Raw genomic sequence first — 14,725 nt, 5'->3', positions numbered from 1 at the left:
GCGCCGGGGGCACGTCCCCCCCGGCGCCCCGGCCGTCCGCGTCGGCGGCCGTCAGGCGGGCAGCTGCGCCTCGATGGCGGCCACGACCTCGGGCGCCTCCGGCTCGGTCCGCGGGCGGATGCGGGCGACCGGCTCACCGGCGGGGGAGATCAGGAACTTCTCGAAGTTCCACTGCACGTCCCCGGCCTCGCCGTCGGCGTCGGCGAGCTTCGTCAGCTCCGTGTAGAGCGGGTGTTGGCCGTCGCCGTTCACGTCGGTCTTCGCCAGCAGCGGGAAGCTGACCCCGTACGTCGTCGAGCAGAAGGTCTGGATCTCCTCGGCGGTACCCGGCTCCTGCCCGGCGAACTGGTTGCACGGCACGCCCAGCACGGTGAAGCCACGCGCGCCGTAGGTGTTCTGCAGGCGCTCCAGGCCCTCGTACTGGGGCGTGAGGCCGCACTTGGACGCGACGTTCACCAGCAGCACCGCCTTGCCGCTCCAGGCGCCCAGCGTCGTCGGCTCACCGGTCAGGGTGTGCAGGGGGATGTCGTGCAGCGTCATCGGTAACTCCTCGCGTCAAGAGTGCCGCCCGGTCAGGGGGCGTCGGGGCCCATTGTGGCCCCGGCGCCGTCCGGGCCCGCGCCCGCCTCGGGGTTCCCGGGGACCTTGTAGTAGTAGGTCGTGGCCTTGAGCCTCCCGGCCGCGTCCTGCGCGTAGCCCGGCACCGAGCCGCACTCCGTCCAGCCTGCCGCCCGGTAGAGCCGTTCGGCCGCGCTCCCGGTCTCGGTGTCCAGAACCAGCAGCGACAGGCCCGCCGAGGCCGCCCAGGCGTCCACGGCTGTCAGCACCGCCCGGCCGAGCCCTTGTCCCCGGCCGGACGGGCGGACCATCAGCTTCGCGACCTCGGCGCGGTGGCGGGCGTTCGGCAGCGGGGCGGGCACGAGGCTCACGGTGCCCGCCACACGCTCACCGTCCCGGGCGATCCAGACCCGCAGCCGGCCCTCCTCCACGGCCCGGGCGCGCTCCCGCCACCAGTCGGCCGCGTCGCCGCGGTCGAGCGGGACGAGGAAGCCGACCGACGCGCCGCCGTGCACGGTGTCCACCAGGAGGGCGGCCAGTTCGTCCGCGTACGTCACGAGTTCGGGGCCGGACACGGGGACGATCTCGGTCATGGGAAGGGTTCCTTTCACGGCATCACGATGATCAGGACGTAACGGGTCCGTTCCGGCCCCGGGCAGTGGAAGCGGGAGGGGCCGCGCAGCCGGAACCGCAGGCAGTCGCCGGCGCCCAGGGTGTGCGTGGTCCCGTCGACGGTGATCCCGACCACTCCTTCCCGTACCCACAGGTGCTGTTCCATGCCGGGGACCGGGGGGTTCTCGTAGGAGATCGTCGCGCCCGGGTCGAGGGTGCCCTCGACGATCTCGCCGCGCAGCCCCGGGTGCGGCGGCGACACCGACCGGCGGGTGAAGCCGACGGACGCGTCGTACCAGACCTGCTGGTCCCCGGCGGGCACGAGGAGGGGCGGCTCGGCCTCGACCTCCATCAGCAGGCGCGACATCGTCCGCCCGTACGCCGCGCAGAGCCGGCCCAGCGAAGCCGCGGTCGGGCTCAGTTCGCCGCGTTCGACCCGCGACAGGGTGGATCTGCTCAGGCCGGTCAGGCCGGACAGCTCGTCCAGGGACCAGCCGTGCTCGGCCCGGAGAGAGGCGAGCCGGGCGGCCAGCCGGCGGTCCGCGGACTCCGCCTCGCTGTCTTCTCTCATATTCGGGATCGTATCCCGTAAGTGGGAACGGGTGAAGTGTCTCCCCGTCCCTTATGCCGTCCGTATGCCGATCGGGTGACGGCGTGCCAGGCTTGCAGGAGGGCACCGTCGCCGGCCCGCCGCTCGGGCCGCTCAGGGGCTTCGGGTACCGCAAGGAGGCCGACATGGCCAGAACCACCCGGAAGACCACCGCGTTCCAGTCCGGATGGACCGCGTTCGCGGGGGTTCTGATGATCTTCGGCGGAGCGATGGCGATCTTCGAGGGCATCGCCGCCATCGCCAAGGACGACGTGTTCGTCACCACCCGCAACTACATCTTCCAGTGGGACCTCACGGGCTGGGGATGGATCCATCTCATCCTGGGCATCGTCATCGTCCTGGCCGGATGCGCCCTGTTCACCGGTGCGTTGTGGGCCCGGCTCGTCGGTGTGGTCCTGGCAGGGCTGGGCGCGGTCGCCAACTTCCTCTGGCTGCCGTACTACCCGTTCTGGTCGATCATCCTCATCGCCATCAACATCTTCGTCATCTGGGCTCTGTGCGCGCGCACCGAGCGAACCACCTGAGGACGGTGCACCCGTGCGTGCGCCCCGACGGCCGGCCGAGGCAGTCGGGGCGCACGCACGTCACCGGAGCGTGTCACCCGGTTCCCGGCGGGGCCTCGGCGGGCAGCCGCCCGGCGCGGACCGCCGCGACGAGCGTCTCGTGGTCCCGCTCGTTGCGGTCCGCGTACGCCTCCGCGAACTCGGCGAGGGCCCGGTCGAAGGCGTCGCTCCGCCCCAGGTACCCCGCGATGGCGATCCGGTCGCCCGACCTGGCGTGGGCGCGGGCCAGGGTCGCCCCGCAGACCTCGCCGAAGAGCGTCATCCCCTCGGGCACCATCCGCTCCGGCTCCGCGATCCCCTTCCAGTCGCGCAGCTGGCGGATGTAGAAGTCGCGGCGCCGGCCGTCGAAACCCTCCGCCCGCTCCCAGCCGAGGAAGATGTCGCTCGTCGCCTGCATCAGCCGCTGTCCCGCCACCACGCGTTCGCCCTGGTTGCGGTAGAGGCTCGTCCCGACGTGGTCGGCGAGGACCGAGGTGTCGGCCTCCTTGGCCTGGAGGAACAGCGGATCGTCGTCGTCCCGGCCCAGCAGGAGCAGAATCCAGCAGCGCGTGCCGACGCTGCCCACACCGACCACCTTGCGGGCCACGTCCGCCAGCCGGAAGCCGGAGAGCAGCGCCCGGCGGTCGGAGGGGAGACTGCGGCCGTACCGCCGCAGGAGGCCGCGGAACCGCTCCTCCGTCTCGACGGCCTCCGCGCCCGGCACCAGCTCGGTGAGCGGTACGACCAGAGGCGGGTCCGACAGGATCCGCCGCCGGCCGCCGGACCACTCGGTGAGCTTCGCGAGGACCTGCCGGCTGTCCCGGGTGCGGGCCTTCAGCAGGGCGCGGTCGAGGTTCTTGCGGCCACGCCCGGCCAGCTGCGTCGTCGCGACGGCCCGCAGCTGCGCCTCGTCGATCCTCGCGTACCAGACCTCCAGATTGCGCATCGCGGCGAACCGGACCATCGACTCCCGGTACGACCGCACGGACGCCCGTACGAGGTGCGCACGCTCACGGTCCGAGAACCCGTTCGCCCGCGCGGCGATGACGAGACTGGCCGCGAGCCGTTTCACGTCCCACTCCCACGGGCCGGGGAGCGTCTCGTCGAAGTCGTTGATGTCGAAGACGAGATTGCGCTCCGGCGAGGCCAGCAGCCGGAAGTTCAGCAGGTGCGCGTCACCGCACAGCTGCGCCGTGATCCCGGAGTCCGGCGTGCCGGCCAGGTCCGCCGCCATGATCGCGGCGGCCCCCCGGTAGAAACGGAACGGCGACTCGGTCATCCGGCCGTACCGGAGCGGCACCAGCTCCGGGACGCGTGCCGCGGACTGGGTCTCCAGGACCGTCAACGGATCGAACCGGCGCGCGGACGGCTCGAACGCCGCGTGAGCCGACCGGGGGACCCTCCGGCGTACGGCCTTGCCCGCGGCGGCCCGCTCGGCGGGGGTGGCGCGCGGCCTGGTGCGCGGGGCGGGACGACGGTCCTGGGGCATGGCGGGCTCTCCTGACTTCCCCGAGGAGTGAGGTGCTGACGTGTCCCCCTCGACTCCGACGTCGACGCATGGCTTCGCGCGTGCGCATGCCCTGCCGAGTCCCTTCGATGATCCCCGGCGGCGCCCGGTCCGGCACGTTCGAGGCGCGGGGGACCCGGGCGGTCAGCCGTGCCCCGCCTCACCGGCGGGACCCGCACGCCTCCGGGCGACCCGCCGCCAGATCGCCCGCTGCCACCGCAGGGTGCCCGTACCGACGAGGACCAGGACCACGATGTTCACCAGGAGCTGGACCAGCGACCCCCACGCCTCCTGCCAGCTGGTGAAGGCGACGGAGACGGCGATGTCGGCGGCGGCCGGGATGGTCGTGACCGAGATGAACACCCCGAGCAGCGCGCTCGTCCGCGCCTCGGTGAGCGACACGATGCCGACGACGCCCGCCAGCGTCGCCACCGCCACCGAGAAGAAGTTGGGGGTGTTGATCAGATCGGACACCGGGCGCACCCCCGCCTCGAAGGCCTTCGACTGGAAGCCGAAGCCCCGGATCACCAGGCTGAAGAGGAAGGTGACCAGCACGGTCAGCAGCAGCCCCGCACCGAGTGCCTTCAGCCCTCTGCGGATCGTGACCCGGTCGCCCTGGTCGATGCCCAGCGCGATGCTGACGATCGCCCCGTACTCGGGGCCGACGACCATGGCCCCCACGATCAGGATCTGCGAGTTGGTGACGATCCCCACCGAGCCGATCAGACCGGCGACGACCAGATACAGATAGAAGCTCGGCGGATACCGGGCCTCGGCCCGGATGCGCGCTTCCACCTGCTCCCAGACGGGGGCCCGCGCGAGGGGACCCGTGTCCTCGCGCCCGCCCGCCTCGGCCCGTCCCGAGAACGCCATGTCCACCGGTTCCACGACGATCGAGCCGAGCTGGTCCAGACGGATGTCCCGCAGCTCCCGGAGCACCTGGTTGGCGCCTCCCGTCAGAACGTCACAGGCGATCGCGTCGCCGTCCGGGTTGCGGGCGGCCCCCGGCTGCACGATCAGGTTGAGGACGCACGGGTCGTCGGCGAGCAGCGCCACGACCCGGCCGGTCAGGCCCGGCGGGCTCACCGCGCGGACGTGGATCAGATCCATCGCGTACCTCTCGCTCGGTCAGCCCCGCCGATTTTGTTCCGCGCGGCCCGCCCGCGCCGTATCCGCGCGCGGGATCTCTCAGTCAAGGCCGTACGCCCCTTCCCGGCAATCCGGCCGGACGGCGGCGCGAGCCCGCGCGGGGGCGGGGATCGGTAGCGCGCGGCCGAGCCGGCTGTCACTGGCTCCTGGAAGAATTCCGCTCCATGGAGTCACCCGAGCTTTTCCCCGGTCCTTCGCCGGTGCCGGCCGCCGCCGGCCGGGACGCCGTGCGGGACGGCGGCCCGGAACGCCCCCTCGTCCGCTGCCGTCTCTGCGGACGCCCGCTCACCGGCACGGGCTCCCGCCGGAGCGGTCTCGGCCCCACCTGCGACGCGAAACTCCACCCCGCCCGCCCGGACACCCGCGCCCGCCGCCGGGAGGCCGACCAGGAGCCGCTGCCGGGGCTGTGAGCGGTCCGGGGAGCGGTCCGCCGTCGCCCCTGTCCCGGTCCGGAAACGGATGTACGCATGACGTTTCCGCAGTGGGCCGCGGACCTGGGCGAGTCGGGGTGGCTACGACCGCGGGATGTTCCTCGGCCGGGCTCGCGCGTCCGGCGTCCCGTACCCCTTCGGCCACCGCCACACCGGCGCGAAGGCCACGTTCACCGAGGACCGGGGCTGCCGCCGGACACGTGGGAAGGGGCGCCCCAGGGCCCCAGGACGCCCCCACCCGGCGACGGTCACCGGCTTCCCGGCGGGTGCGTGGCTCTCAGCGCGTGCGGATGCCGAGCGCCACGATCTGCGTCACCGCGTCGCTCGCGAAGTTGTCGTCACTGACCAGCAACAGGGTGCGCTCGCCGCCCCGCAGGACCGGGCCCCAGGTCATGCCCTCGGTGTTGTCGACCGTGGAGAGGTTCAGGTCGTCGAAGTCCGCGACCAGCTTCTTGCGCATCGGTACGACCCGCCGTCCGCTCAGGGAGTCGACGCGCTGCACGTCGGTCGCGCCCCGGGTGGTGGCGTCGTACAGGCGGATCTTGTAGTCCGATCCGGCCACCCAGGAGCGTTCGAGCACCAGGTAGCGGCTCGGGTCGTCGGGGAAGGCGAGGATCGACGGGACGCCGGTGTCCGGGGGCCACGGGCTGGTCGGGTCGGAGGCGGTGAAGATCTTCTCGATCGGGTACGCGTACTGCGCGAGCACGTCCCCGCCCCGGCTCTGCTGGGTGACGCGGACCAGCGCGCCGTTCTCCAGGTCGGGCTCCGGGCCGTCCTGGAGGAGCGGGCCCTCGACGGCACTGGTGAGGACGCGGTCCCCGGACCCGAAGGTGATCGCCTCCACCGCCTTGTTCCGCCGCAGACCCCGGTCGTCCAGGGTGATCACGTAGTTGGGCGGCAGCCTCAGCCGTCCCAGGTACGCGCCGGCGGGGGAGGCGAACTGGATCGACGGCTGGATCACCGGCGAGGCGGCCGACGTCGGACGGTCGCCCTCCTGCGCCCACCAGTAGCGGCAGGTACGCGGGTCGACCCGGATCTCCTCCGGGTCGACGACCTTGCCGTCGTTGGCACTCGCGGGTGGATATACCGCGCCGTCGGGCTGCAGGAACGGGTGGGTGGAGGTGAAGTCGACGGAGTGGACCCCGGCCCCGTCCACCGCGATGGCGGCGGTGTAGAAGCGAGCGGGCTGGAGGTACGAGCGGTCGTCGCTGATCAGGACGTACTCGCCGGTGCAGGGGTTCCGGTCGATGCCGGACAGCCCGCCCACCGTCGTGTTCTCGAAGGAGAGCCCGCGCGGGACGATCTTCTCGCCCAGCAGCCGGGCGTGCGCCCCGGCGGGCGGCGCGGCGGCGGGCCGTGCGGCGGACGGCTGCGCGGGGCTGGTGTCGGACTGTGCCGCCACGGCGGGGGCCACGGCCGCCGCCAGCAACAGTGAGGCGGCGCAGGCGCGACGGATCAAGGAGGATCTCATGCGATCGATCTTGGTCCGGCCGGGCGCCCAGCACAGTCGCCCATCCGTGTGGTCCTGCCGCGCACAGGAGTGAGGCATACCCCGATGAGGTGATGCCCTGATGGGGCCTCAACTTCTGTGCGGGCGCCGGCCGACGCTCCGCCCCGACGGGGCGGAAGACGTCAGCAGCGTCTCGTCACTACGCCCCCAGCCGCCGGAACAGCCCCTCCTGCACGACCGAGACCAGCAGGTTGCCCTCCCGGTCGTAGATCCGGCCGCGGGCCAGACCCCGGCCGCCGGTGGCGATGGGCGATTCCTGGTCGTACAGGAACCACTCGTCGGCCCGGAAGGGGCGGTGGAACCACATCGCGTGATCCAGGCTGGCAAGGTCGAAGCCGCGCGGGCCCCACAGCGGTTCCACCGGGAGGCGGACCGCGTCCAGCAGCGTCATGTCGCTCGCGTACGTCAGCGCGCAGGTGTGCACCAGCGGGTCGTCGCCCAGCGGGCCGACCGCGCGCATCCACACCGCGCTGCGCGGCTCCGCACCGGTGACCTCCTCCGGGGTCCAGCGCAGCCGGTCCACGTATCGGATGTCGAACGGCTGGCGGCGGGCCATCCGCTCCAGCGCCTCGGGCAGCCCGCCCAGGTGCTCGCGCACCTCGTCGGCGACCGTGGGCAGCTCCTCGGGGTCCGGGACGACGCGGGCGGGCGGCAGCTGGTGCTCGAAAGCCGCCTCCTCGGGCCGGTGGAAGGAGGCCGTCAGGTTGAAGATCGTCCGGCCCTCCTGCACCGCCGTGACCCGCCGCGTCGTGAAGGAGCGGCCGTCGCGCACCCGCTCCACCTGGTACACGATCGGCACGCCCGGTCGCCCGGGACGCAGGAAGTAGGCGTGCAGCGAGTGCACCGGCCGGTCGCCGTCGGTGGTCCGGCCGGCCGCGACCAGAGCCTGGCCCGCGACCTGGCCGCCGAAGACCCGCTGGAGGGATTCCTCGGGGCTCCGGCCACGGAAGATGTTGACCTCGATCCGTTCCAGGTCGAGCAGGCCGACCAGGAGCTCGGCGGGGTTCGTCATGCGTCTCTTCTCCACTCTCGCGGCCCCGCCGTCACGGTCGCGGCCGGGCTCACAGCTGACCCACGTCGGTGACGCGCACGACCGCGCGGCCTTCTTCGTCGGAAGCCGCGAGATCCACCTCCGCGCGGATGCCCCAGTCGTGGTCGCCACGCGGGTCGGCGAAGGCCTGCCAGACCCGCCACACCCCGTGCGCCGGGTCCTCCTCGATCTTCAGCAGCTTGGGGCCGCGCGCGTCGGGGCCCGTACCCAGCTCCTCGAACTCGTCCCAGTAGGCGTCCATCGCCCCGCCCCAGCGGTCCTCGTCCCAGCCGGAGTCCGCGTCCATCTCGCCGAGGTCCCGGACCCGGTCCAGCGCGGCCAGCTCGACCCGGCGGAACATCGCGTTGCGCACCAGCACCCGGAAGGCGCGGGCGTTCGCGGTGACCGGCTTGACCTCGTCGGCCTTCTCCTGCGCCTGCTCGGCGGTCTCCACCTCCGGGTTGGCCAGCTGCTCCCACTCGTCCAGCAGGCTGGAGTCCACCTGGCGCACCATCTCGCCGAGCCAGGCGATCAGGTCCTCGAGGTCCTCGGACTTGAGGTCGTCCGGGATCGTGTGCTCCAGCGCCTTGTACGCGCTCGCGAGGTAGCGCAGCACGATGCCCTCGGTCCGGGCCAGCTCGTAGTTGGAGGTGAACTCCGTGAAGGTCATGGCGCGTTCGTACATGTCCCGGATCACCGACTTCGGCGACACCGGGTGGTCCCCGACCCACGGGTGGCTCTTGCGGTACACGTCGTAGGCGTGCCACAGCAGCTCGCCCAGCGGCTTCGGGTACGTGACCTCCTGGAGCCGTTCCATGCGCTCCTCGTACTCGACGCCGTCCGCCTTCATCTGCCCGACCGCCTCGCCCCGCGCCTTGTTCTGCTGGGCGGCGAGGATCTGGCGCGGGTCGTCGAGGGTCGACTCGACGACGGAGACCATGTCCAGCGCGTACGACGGGGATTCGGCGTCCAGCAGGTCGAACGCGGCGAGCGCGAAAGTGGAGAGCGGCTGGTTGAGTGCGAAGTCCTGCTGGAGGTCCACGGTCAGCCGGACGATCCGGCCCTCGGCGTCCGGCTCCGCGAGCTGCTCCACCACACCGCCGTCGAGCAGCGAGCGGTAGATGGCGATGGCCCGCCGGATGTGCCGCAACTGGGCCCTGCGCGGCTCGTGGTTGTCCTCCAGCAGGTGACGCATCGCCTTGAAGGCGTTGCCGGGTCGGGCGATGACCGACAGCAGCATGGTGTGGGTGACCCGGAAGCGGGAGGTGAGCGGCTCCGGATCGGACTGGATCAGCTTGTCGAAGGTCGTCTCCGACCAGGCGACGAAGCCCTCGGGAGCCTTCTTCCGGACGACCTTGCGCTTCTTCTTCGGGTCGTCGCCCGCCTTCTTGACGGCCTTCTCGTTCTCGATGACGTGCTCGGGAGCCTGCGCCACGACGAACCCGGCCGTGTCGAAACCGGCCCGCCCGGCCCGCCCGGCGATCTGGTGGAACTCACGCGCCCGCAGCGTACGCACCCGGGTGCCGTCGTACTTGGTGAGCGCCGTGAACAGCACCGTGCGGATCGGGACGTTGACCCCGACACCGAGGGTGTCCGTGCCGCAGATCACCTTCAGCAGGCCCGCCTGCGCGAGCTTCTCCACCAGACGGCGGTACTTGGGCAGCATGCCGGCGTGGTGGACCCCGATGCCGTGGCGTACGTACCGGGAGAGGTTCTGGCCGAACTTGGTGGTGAAGCGGAAGTTGCCGATCAGGTCGGCGATCTTCTCCTTCTCCTCCTTGCTGCACATGTTGATGCTCATCAGCGACTGCGCCCGTTCCACGGCGGCGGCCTGCGTGAAGTGCACGATGTAGACGGGGGACTGCCGGGTGTCCAGAAGCTCCGTCAGCGTCTCGGTGATCGGCGTGAGGCGGTACTCGTAGCTGAGCGGCACCGGACGGGTCGCCGAACGCACCACGGACGTCGGCCGGCCGGTCCGCCGGGTGAGGTCCTTCTCGAACATCGTGACGTCGCCGAGGGTCGCCGACATCAGGACGAACTGGGCCTGCGGCAGCTCCAGCAGCGGGATCTGCCACGCCCAGCCCCGGTCGGGCTCCGCGTAGAAGTGGAACTCGTCCATCACGACCTGGCCGATGTCGGCGTACTTGCCGTCGCGCAGCGCGATCGAGGCCAGCACCTCCGCCGTGCAGCAGATGACGGGCGCGTCGGCGTTGACCGAGGCGTCGCCCGTCAGCATCCCGACGTTCTCCGTGCCGAAGAGCTTGCACAGGTCGAAGAACTTCTCCGAGACCAGCGCCTTGATCGGAGCGGTGTAGAAGGTGACCTTGTCCTGCGCCAGCGCCGTGAAGTGCGCACCCGCGGCCACCAGGCTCTTGCCCGAGCCGGTCGGCGTGGACAGGATGACGTTCGCCCCGGAGACCACCTCGATCAGCGCCTCCTCCTGAGCGGGGTAGAGGACGATTCCCCGACTCTCGGTCCACGAGGAGAAAGCCTCGAAGAGAGCGTCCGGGTCTGCGGTCGTGGGCAGCTGATCGATAAGGGTCACGCCCCCATCTTGCCTGCCTTCCGCCCGGAAGAGGGAACCGGACGGCCGTACGAAGATCACGGGCGGTACGCTGCCCACTCAACTCGGCCGCACCGCACCGGCGTCGGCCGCACCACGTTCTGGGGGCGGAAAACACCATGATGGGACCGGCACACTCACTGTCCGGGGCGGCGGCCTGGCTCGGGGTGGGCGCGGCAGCCGCCGCCGCGGGGCACACCATGCCCTGGCCCGTTCTGGTCGTCGGCGCGCTGATCACGGCGGGCGCCGCGCTCGCCCCCGACCTCGACCACAAGTCGGCCACCATCTCCCGGGCCTTCGGACCGGTCTCCAAGGGGCTCTGCGAGGTCGTCGACAAGATCTCCCACTCCGTGTACAAGGCCACCCGCGGCCCCGGCGACCCCCGGCGCAACGGCGGCCACCGGACCCTGACCCACACCTGGCTGTGGGCCGTCCTCATCGGAGCGGGAGCCTCGGGCGCCGCGATCCTCGGGGGGCGCTGGGCGGTCCTCGCGATCCTCTTCGTCCATCTGGTGCTCGCCGTCGAGGGCCTGCTCTGGCGGGCCGCCCGCGTCTCCAGCGACGTACTCGTCTGGATGCTCGGGGCGACCAGCGCCTGGATTCTCGCGGGCGTGCTGGACCAGCCCGGCCACGGCTCGGACTGGTTCTTCGACGCACCCGGCCAGGAGTACATGTGGCTCGGGCTGCCGATCGTCCTCGGCGCCCTCGTCCACGACATCGGCGACGCGCTGACCGTCTCGGGCTGCCCGATCCTCTGGCCGATCCCCCTCGGCCGCAAGCGCTGGTACGCGCTGGGCCCGCCGAAGGCCATGCGGTTCCGGGCCGGCAGCTGGGTGGAGCTGAAGGTGCTGATGCCCGCGTTCATGGTGCTCGGCGGAATCGGCGCCGCGGGCGCCCTCAACATCATCTGACCCTCACCCGAACCGATGCGTGGCCCGCCGGCCGCCCGGAGCCGGAACTCCTCTCCGGGCGGCCCGCGCCTCCCCGTAGGACGATGGGCCCATGCTGCTCATCCGGCTCGCCCAGGTCTCGCTCCAGGTCGCCGGGGCCCCCGCCAGGAACCGGAAGGTCGAGCTCCTGGCCGGCCTCTTCCGGGACGCGGCCTCCGAGGACGTCCCCGTCGCCATCCCGTACCTCGCCGGACGGCTGCCGCAGGGGCGGCTCGGCATCGGCTGGTCCGCTCTCGGCGACCTGCCCGCGCCCGCCGCCGCGCCCACCCTCACCGTCGCGCACACCGACGCCGAGCTGACCGCGATCGGAGCGCTGACCGGCCCCGGCTCCCGGGCCGCCCGGGCGGAGCGGCTGCGCGGGCTGCTGGGCGCGGCCACCGCCGACGAGCAGCACTTCCTGCGCGCCCTGCTCCTGGGCGAGCTGCGCCAGGGAGCGCTGGACGCCATCGCCGTGGACGCGCTGGCCCGCGCGTCCGGCGCGGCGGGCGCCGAGGTACGCCGGGCCGTCATGCTCGCCGGCTCGCTGAGGGACGTCGCGGTCGCCCTGCTCGCGGACGGCCCCGGGGCGCTCGCCCGCTTCCGGCTCACGGTGGGCCGCCCGGTCCACCCGATGCTCGCGCAGAGCGCCGGCTCGGTGGGGGAGGCGATCGACAAGCTGGGCGGCTGCGCGGTCGAGGAGAAGCTCGACGGCATCCGTGTACAGGTGCACCGGGACGCCACCGGTGTACGCGTGTGGACCCGCACCCTGGACGACATCACCGACCGGCTCCCCGACCTGGTCACCGCCGTCGCCGGGTTTCCCGGCGAGCGCTTCGTCCTCGACGGCGAGGTGATCGCCCTCGGCCCGGACGGCCGGCCGCGCCCGTTCCAGGAGATCGCCGCCCGGGTGGGCTCACGGCGCGACGTGGCACGGGCCGCCGCGGAACTCCCGGTGGTCCCGGTCTTCTTCGACGTCCTGCTCGTGGACGACGAGGACCTTCTCGACCGGGCGTTCGCCGAACGGCACGATGCCCTCGCCCGCCTGGTCCCCGAGGGGATGCGGGTGCGCCGCACCCTGGTCACCGGCCCGACCGGGACCGGGCCGGACACCGGGGCGGACCCCGGGGCCCGGGACGCCGCCGACGCCTTCTTCGCCGCGACCCTGGAGCGCGGCCACGAAGGCGTGGTCGTCAAGGATCTCGCCGCCCCCTACAGCGCGGGCCGGCGGGGCGCGTCCTGGCTCAAGGTCAAGCCCGTGCACACCCTCGACCTCCTGGTGACGGCCGTCGAGTGGGGCAGCGGCCGGCGTACCGGGAAGCTCTCCAACCTGCACCTCGCCGCGCTGGGCCCGGACGGCGACCCGGTCATGCTCGGCAAGACGTTCAAGGGGCTCACCGACCAGCTGCTCGCCTGGCAGACCGAACGCCTGCTCGCGCTCTCCACCGGCGACGACGGGCGTGTGGTGACCGTCCGCCCGGAGCTCGTCGTGGAGATCGCCTACGACGGCCTCCAGCGCTCCACCCGCTACCCGGCCGGTGTCACCCTGCGCTTCGCCCGCGTCGTCCGCTACCGCGAGGACAAGCGTCCGGAGGAGGCGGACACCGTGGCCACCGTCCTCGCGCAGCACACCTGACTCCGCGCGCACCTGGTCCGCGTACACCTGACTCCGCGCGCACCCGGTCCGCGTACCCCCGACTCCGCGCGCACCCGGTCCGCGTACACCCGACTCCGCTCGCGCACCTGAGTCCGCACCTGCCCGGCCGAACCCGCACGCGCCGGAGGGCGCAGCCCGGAGACCTCCCGGGCGACGCCCTCCCACGGTGGTGAAACGTCACTTCCGCTTCGCGGCGGACTCCGTACGCGCCACCAGTTCCTCGGGGCTCAGATAGGCGTCCGTGTACTCGAAGTCCCGCAGCGTCGCCGGCTTGCGCGACTGGAAACCGGTACGGACGAAGTCGTCACCGGCGACCGCGTTCAGCAGCCAGTTGGTGAGCACCCGGGTCTTCGCGACGTTCGTCCGCAGCGCCGACCAGTGGTAGCCGCGGGCCACCGCCTGCGCGGGGATGCCCTGCAGCTCGATCCCGAGCGGCTTGGAGACCGCGTCCCGGCCACCGAGGTCCACGACCAGCCCCAGGTCCTTGTGCACGTACGGCTGGAGGGTGCCGCCGCGCAGGGACGCGAGGACGTTGTCCGCCACGATCCGGCCCTGGCGCATCGCGTGCTGCGCGGTCGGCGGGCAGACCGCCCCGTCGCCCTTCGCGAGATCGGGCACCGCCGCCGCGTCGCCCAGGGCGAACACCCCGTCCGCGCCCGGCAGCGCCATCTCCGCGTTCACCGCCAGCCGGCCGCGCACGGTCTCCGCGCCCAGCGTGGCGATCAGCGGGCTCGCGGCCACCCCCGCCGTCCAGATCAGGGTGCGGCAGGGCAGCACCCGGCCGTCCGTGAAGGTGACCTCCTCCCCGCCCGCCTTCGCGATCGACACGCCGAGCGACACCTCGATGCCGCGCTTGCGCAGGATCTTCATGGCGCTGACACCGAGCTTGTCGCCCAGCTCCGGCATGAGCTTCGGGGCGATGTCGATCAGATGCCACTTGATCAGCTTCGGGTCCAGCCGCGGGTAGTGCTTCACCGCGTTGGTCGTCAGCCGCTGCAGACAGGCGGCCGTCTCGGTCCCGGCGTACCCGCCGCCCACCACGACGAACTGGAGTCGCGAGGCGCGCTCCGCCTCGTCCTGGCTGGCGTCGGCCACGTCGAGCTGCTCGATGACGTGGTCCCGTACGTACGCGGCCTCGGCGAGCGTCTTCATGCCCCGGGCGTGGTCCAGCAGACCCGGGATGTCGAACGTCCGGGTCACACTTCCGGCGGCGAGCACGATGTAGTCGTACGGCTCGTTCACGATCTCGTCCGTGATCTTGCGGATCACGCAGATCTTCGCCTTGGTGTCCACGCCGATCGCCCCGCCCGGCACGATCCGGGTGCGGTGGCGGCTGCTGCGCCGCAGCGAGACGGCCACCGACTGAGGGGTGAGCACGCCCGAGGCGACCTGCGGCAGAAGCGGCAGGTAGAGCTGGTACGAGAACGGGGTGACGAGCGTGATCTGCGCTTCTCCCGGCGAGAGCCGACGCTCCAGACGGCGCACGCACTCGACCCCGGCGAAGCCGGCGCCGACGACGAGAATCCTGGGTGGTGCCACGGTGTGCGTCCCTTCTCAGGCTTACGCGGTCGTGTCTCACCTGCCCCGAAGTCCGGGCGGGTCACCTCACATCCTCACCGCAGACCCCTGA

13 protein-coding genes are annotated in these 14,725 nt (G+C 72.3%); 4 read left to right on the top strand and 9 right to left on the bottom strand.

Annotated elements, in window-relative coordinates; translation table 11 throughout:
• Positions 1 to 51: 51 nt before the first annotated feature.
• The 3 genes from ACFWEE_RS06765 to ACFWEE_RS06755 are packed head-to-tail and all read right to left on the bottom strand — an operon-like array spanning position 52 to position 1,741.
• Positions 52 to 540 carry a glutathione peroxidase gene (locus tag ACFWEE_RS06765; RefSeq protein WP_386887000.1) on the bottom strand — a complete coding sequence of 163 codons (489 nt, stop codon included), beginning with the start codon at positions 538 to 540 and terminating at the stop codon, positions 52 to 54.
• A 32-nt stretch (positions 541 to 572) separates the two neighbouring features.
• On the bottom strand, positions 573 to 1,151 hold the full coding sequence (locus tag ACFWEE_RS06760) for a GNAT family N-acetyltransferase (protein WP_386886998.1): 579 nt from the start codon (positions 1,149 to 1,151) through the stop codon (positions 573 to 575).
• Positions 1,152 to 1,165: 14 nt separating this feature from the next.
• On the bottom strand, positions 1,166 to 1,741 hold the full coding sequence (locus ACFWEE_RS06755) for a helix-turn-helix domain-containing protein (protein ID WP_386886996.1): 576 nt from the start codon (positions 1,739 to 1,741) through the stop codon (positions 1,166 to 1,168).
• A gap of 164 nt (positions 1,742 to 1,905) precedes the next feature.
• Here ACFWEE_RS06755 and ACFWEE_RS06750 point away from each other — a divergent pair, with 164 nt between their 5' ends.
• Entirely contained in the window at positions 1,906 to 2,304 is a 399-nt protein-coding gene (locus ACFWEE_RS06750; RefSeq protein WP_386886994.1) for a hypothetical protein, read from the top strand.
• Positions 2,305 to 2,377: 73 nt separating this feature from the next.
• On the opposite strand, the gene ACFWEE_RS06745 is transcribed toward ACFWEE_RS06750, so the two are convergent.
• Positions 2,378 to 3,811, bottom strand: coding sequence for a DUF2252 domain-containing protein (locus tag ACFWEE_RS06745; RefSeq protein ID WP_386886992.1), 1,434 nt, complete (start codon positions 3,809 to 3,811; stop codon positions 2,378 to 2,380).
• A gap of 162 nt (positions 3,812 to 3,973) precedes the next feature.
• Complete coding sequence (locus ACFWEE_RS06740; protein ID WP_386886990.1) at positions 3,974 to 4,939, bottom strand: DUF389 domain-containing protein; 966 nt, start codon at positions 4,937 to 4,939, stop codon at positions 3,974 to 3,976.
• Positions 4,940 to 5,142: 203 nt separating this feature from the next.
• On the opposite strand from ACFWEE_RS06740, the gene ACFWEE_RS06735 reads away from it, so the two are divergent.
• Positions 5,143 to 5,388 carry a DUF6011 domain-containing protein gene (locus ACFWEE_RS06735; protein WP_386886988.1) on the top strand — a complete coding sequence of 82 codons (246 nt, stop codon included), beginning with the start codon at positions 5,143 to 5,145 and terminating at the stop codon, positions 5,386 to 5,388.
• A 298-nt stretch (positions 5,389 to 5,686) separates the two neighbouring features.
• Here ACFWEE_RS06735 and ACFWEE_RS06730 read toward each other — a convergent pair whose 3' ends face one another.
• The 3 genes from ACFWEE_RS06730 to ACFWEE_RS06720 form a co-directional block, all read right to left on the bottom strand.
• Positions 5,687 to 6,880 carry an esterase-like activity of phytase family protein gene (locus ACFWEE_RS06730; protein ID WP_386886986.1) on the bottom strand — a complete coding sequence of 398 codons (1,194 nt, stop codon included), beginning with the start codon at positions 6,878 to 6,880 and terminating at the stop codon, positions 5,687 to 5,689.
• Positions 6,881 to 7,058: 178 nt separating this feature from the next.
• The gene (locus tag ACFWEE_RS06725) at positions 7,059 to 7,931 is read right to left on the bottom strand and encodes an acyl-CoA thioesterase (protein ID WP_386886984.1); all 873 of its coding nucleotides are present in this window, start codon (positions 7,929 to 7,931) and stop codon (positions 7,059 to 7,061) included.
• 49 nt (positions 7,932 to 7,980) lie between these two features.
• Positions 7,981 to 10,494, bottom strand: coding sequence for a DEAD/DEAH box helicase (locus tag ACFWEE_RS06720; RefSeq protein WP_386886982.1), 2,514 nt, complete (start codon positions 10,492 to 10,494; stop codon positions 7,981 to 7,983).
• Between the two features lie 137 nt (positions 10,495 to 10,631).
• On the opposite strand from ACFWEE_RS06720, the gene ACFWEE_RS06715 reads away from it, so the two are divergent.
• A complete protein-coding gene (locus ACFWEE_RS06715) occupies positions 10,632 to 11,423 on the top strand; it encodes a metal-dependent hydrolase (RefSeq protein ID WP_386886980.1) in 792 nt (263 codons plus the stop codon).
• A 91-nt stretch (positions 11,424 to 11,514) separates the two neighbouring features.
• Positions 11,515 to 13,074 carry an ATP-dependent DNA ligase gene (locus ACFWEE_RS06710; protein ID WP_386886978.1) on the top strand — a complete coding sequence of 520 codons (1,560 nt, stop codon included), beginning with the start codon at positions 11,515 to 11,517 and terminating at the stop codon, positions 13,072 to 13,074.
• Between the two features lie 198 nt (positions 13,075 to 13,272).
• Here ACFWEE_RS06710 and ACFWEE_RS06705 read toward each other — a convergent pair whose 3' ends face one another.
• Positions 13,273 to 14,634: an NAD(P)/FAD-dependent oxidoreductase gene (locus tag ACFWEE_RS06705; protein ID WP_386886976.1), complete on the bottom strand. Its 1,362-nt coding sequence runs from the start codon at positions 14,632 to 14,634 to the stop codon at positions 13,273 to 13,275.
• Positions 14,635 to 14,725: the final 91 nt, after the last annotated feature.

Origin of the sequence: Streptomyces sp. NPDC060184 (genome assembly GCF_042728795.1) — a bacterium.
Classification (GTDB): domain Bacteria; phylum Actinomycetota; class Actinomycetes; order Streptomycetales; family Streptomycetaceae; genus Streptomyces.
This window is presented reverse-complemented; position numbering and strand designations above follow the sequence as displayed.

Excerpts from the sequence above, each read along its gene's own strand:
- ACFWEE_RS06725 (WP_386886984.1), bottom strand. The coding sequence starts at position 7,931 with ATGACGAACCCCGCCGAGCTCCTGGTCGGCCTGCTCGACCTGGAACGG.
- ACFWEE_RS06730 (WP_386886986.1), bottom strand. The coding sequence starts at position 6,880 with ATGAGATCCTCCTTGATCCGTCGCGCCTGCGCCGCCTCACTGTTGCTG.
- ACFWEE_RS06755 (WP_386886996.1), bottom strand. The coding sequence starts at position 1,741 with ATGAGAGAAGACAGCGAGGCGGAGTCCGCGGACCGCCGGCTGGCCGCC.
- ACFWEE_RS06765 (WP_386887000.1), bottom strand. The coding sequence starts at position 540 with ATGACGCTGCACGACATCCCCCTGCACACCCTGACCGGTGAGCCGACG.
- ACFWEE_RS06710 (WP_386886978.1), top strand. The coding sequence starts at position 11,515 with ATGCTGCTCATCCGGCTCGCCCAGGTCTCGCTCCAGGTCGCCGGGGCC.
- ACFWEE_RS06740 (WP_386886990.1), bottom strand. The coding sequence starts at position 4,939 with ATGGATCTGATCCACGTCCGCGCGGTGAGCCCGCCGGGCCTGACCGGC.
- ACFWEE_RS06735 (WP_386886988.1), top strand. The coding sequence starts at position 5,143 with ATGGAGTCACCCGAGCTTTTCCCCGGTCCTTCGCCGGTGCCGGCCGCC.
- ACFWEE_RS06745 (WP_386886992.1), bottom strand. The coding sequence starts at position 3,811 with ATGCCCCAGGACCGTCGTCCCGCCCCGCGCACCAGGCCGCGCGCCACC.
- ACFWEE_RS06760 (WP_386886998.1), bottom strand. The coding sequence starts at position 1,151 with ATGACCGAGATCGTCCCCGTGTCCGGCCCCGAACTCGTGACGTACGCG.
- ACFWEE_RS06715 (WP_386886980.1), top strand. The coding sequence starts at position 10,632 with ATGATGGGACCGGCACACTCACTGTCCGGGGCGGCGGCCTGGCTCGGG.
- ACFWEE_RS06750 (WP_386886994.1), top strand. The coding sequence starts at position 1,906 with ATGGCCAGAACCACCCGGAAGACCACCGCGTTCCAGTCCGGATGGACC.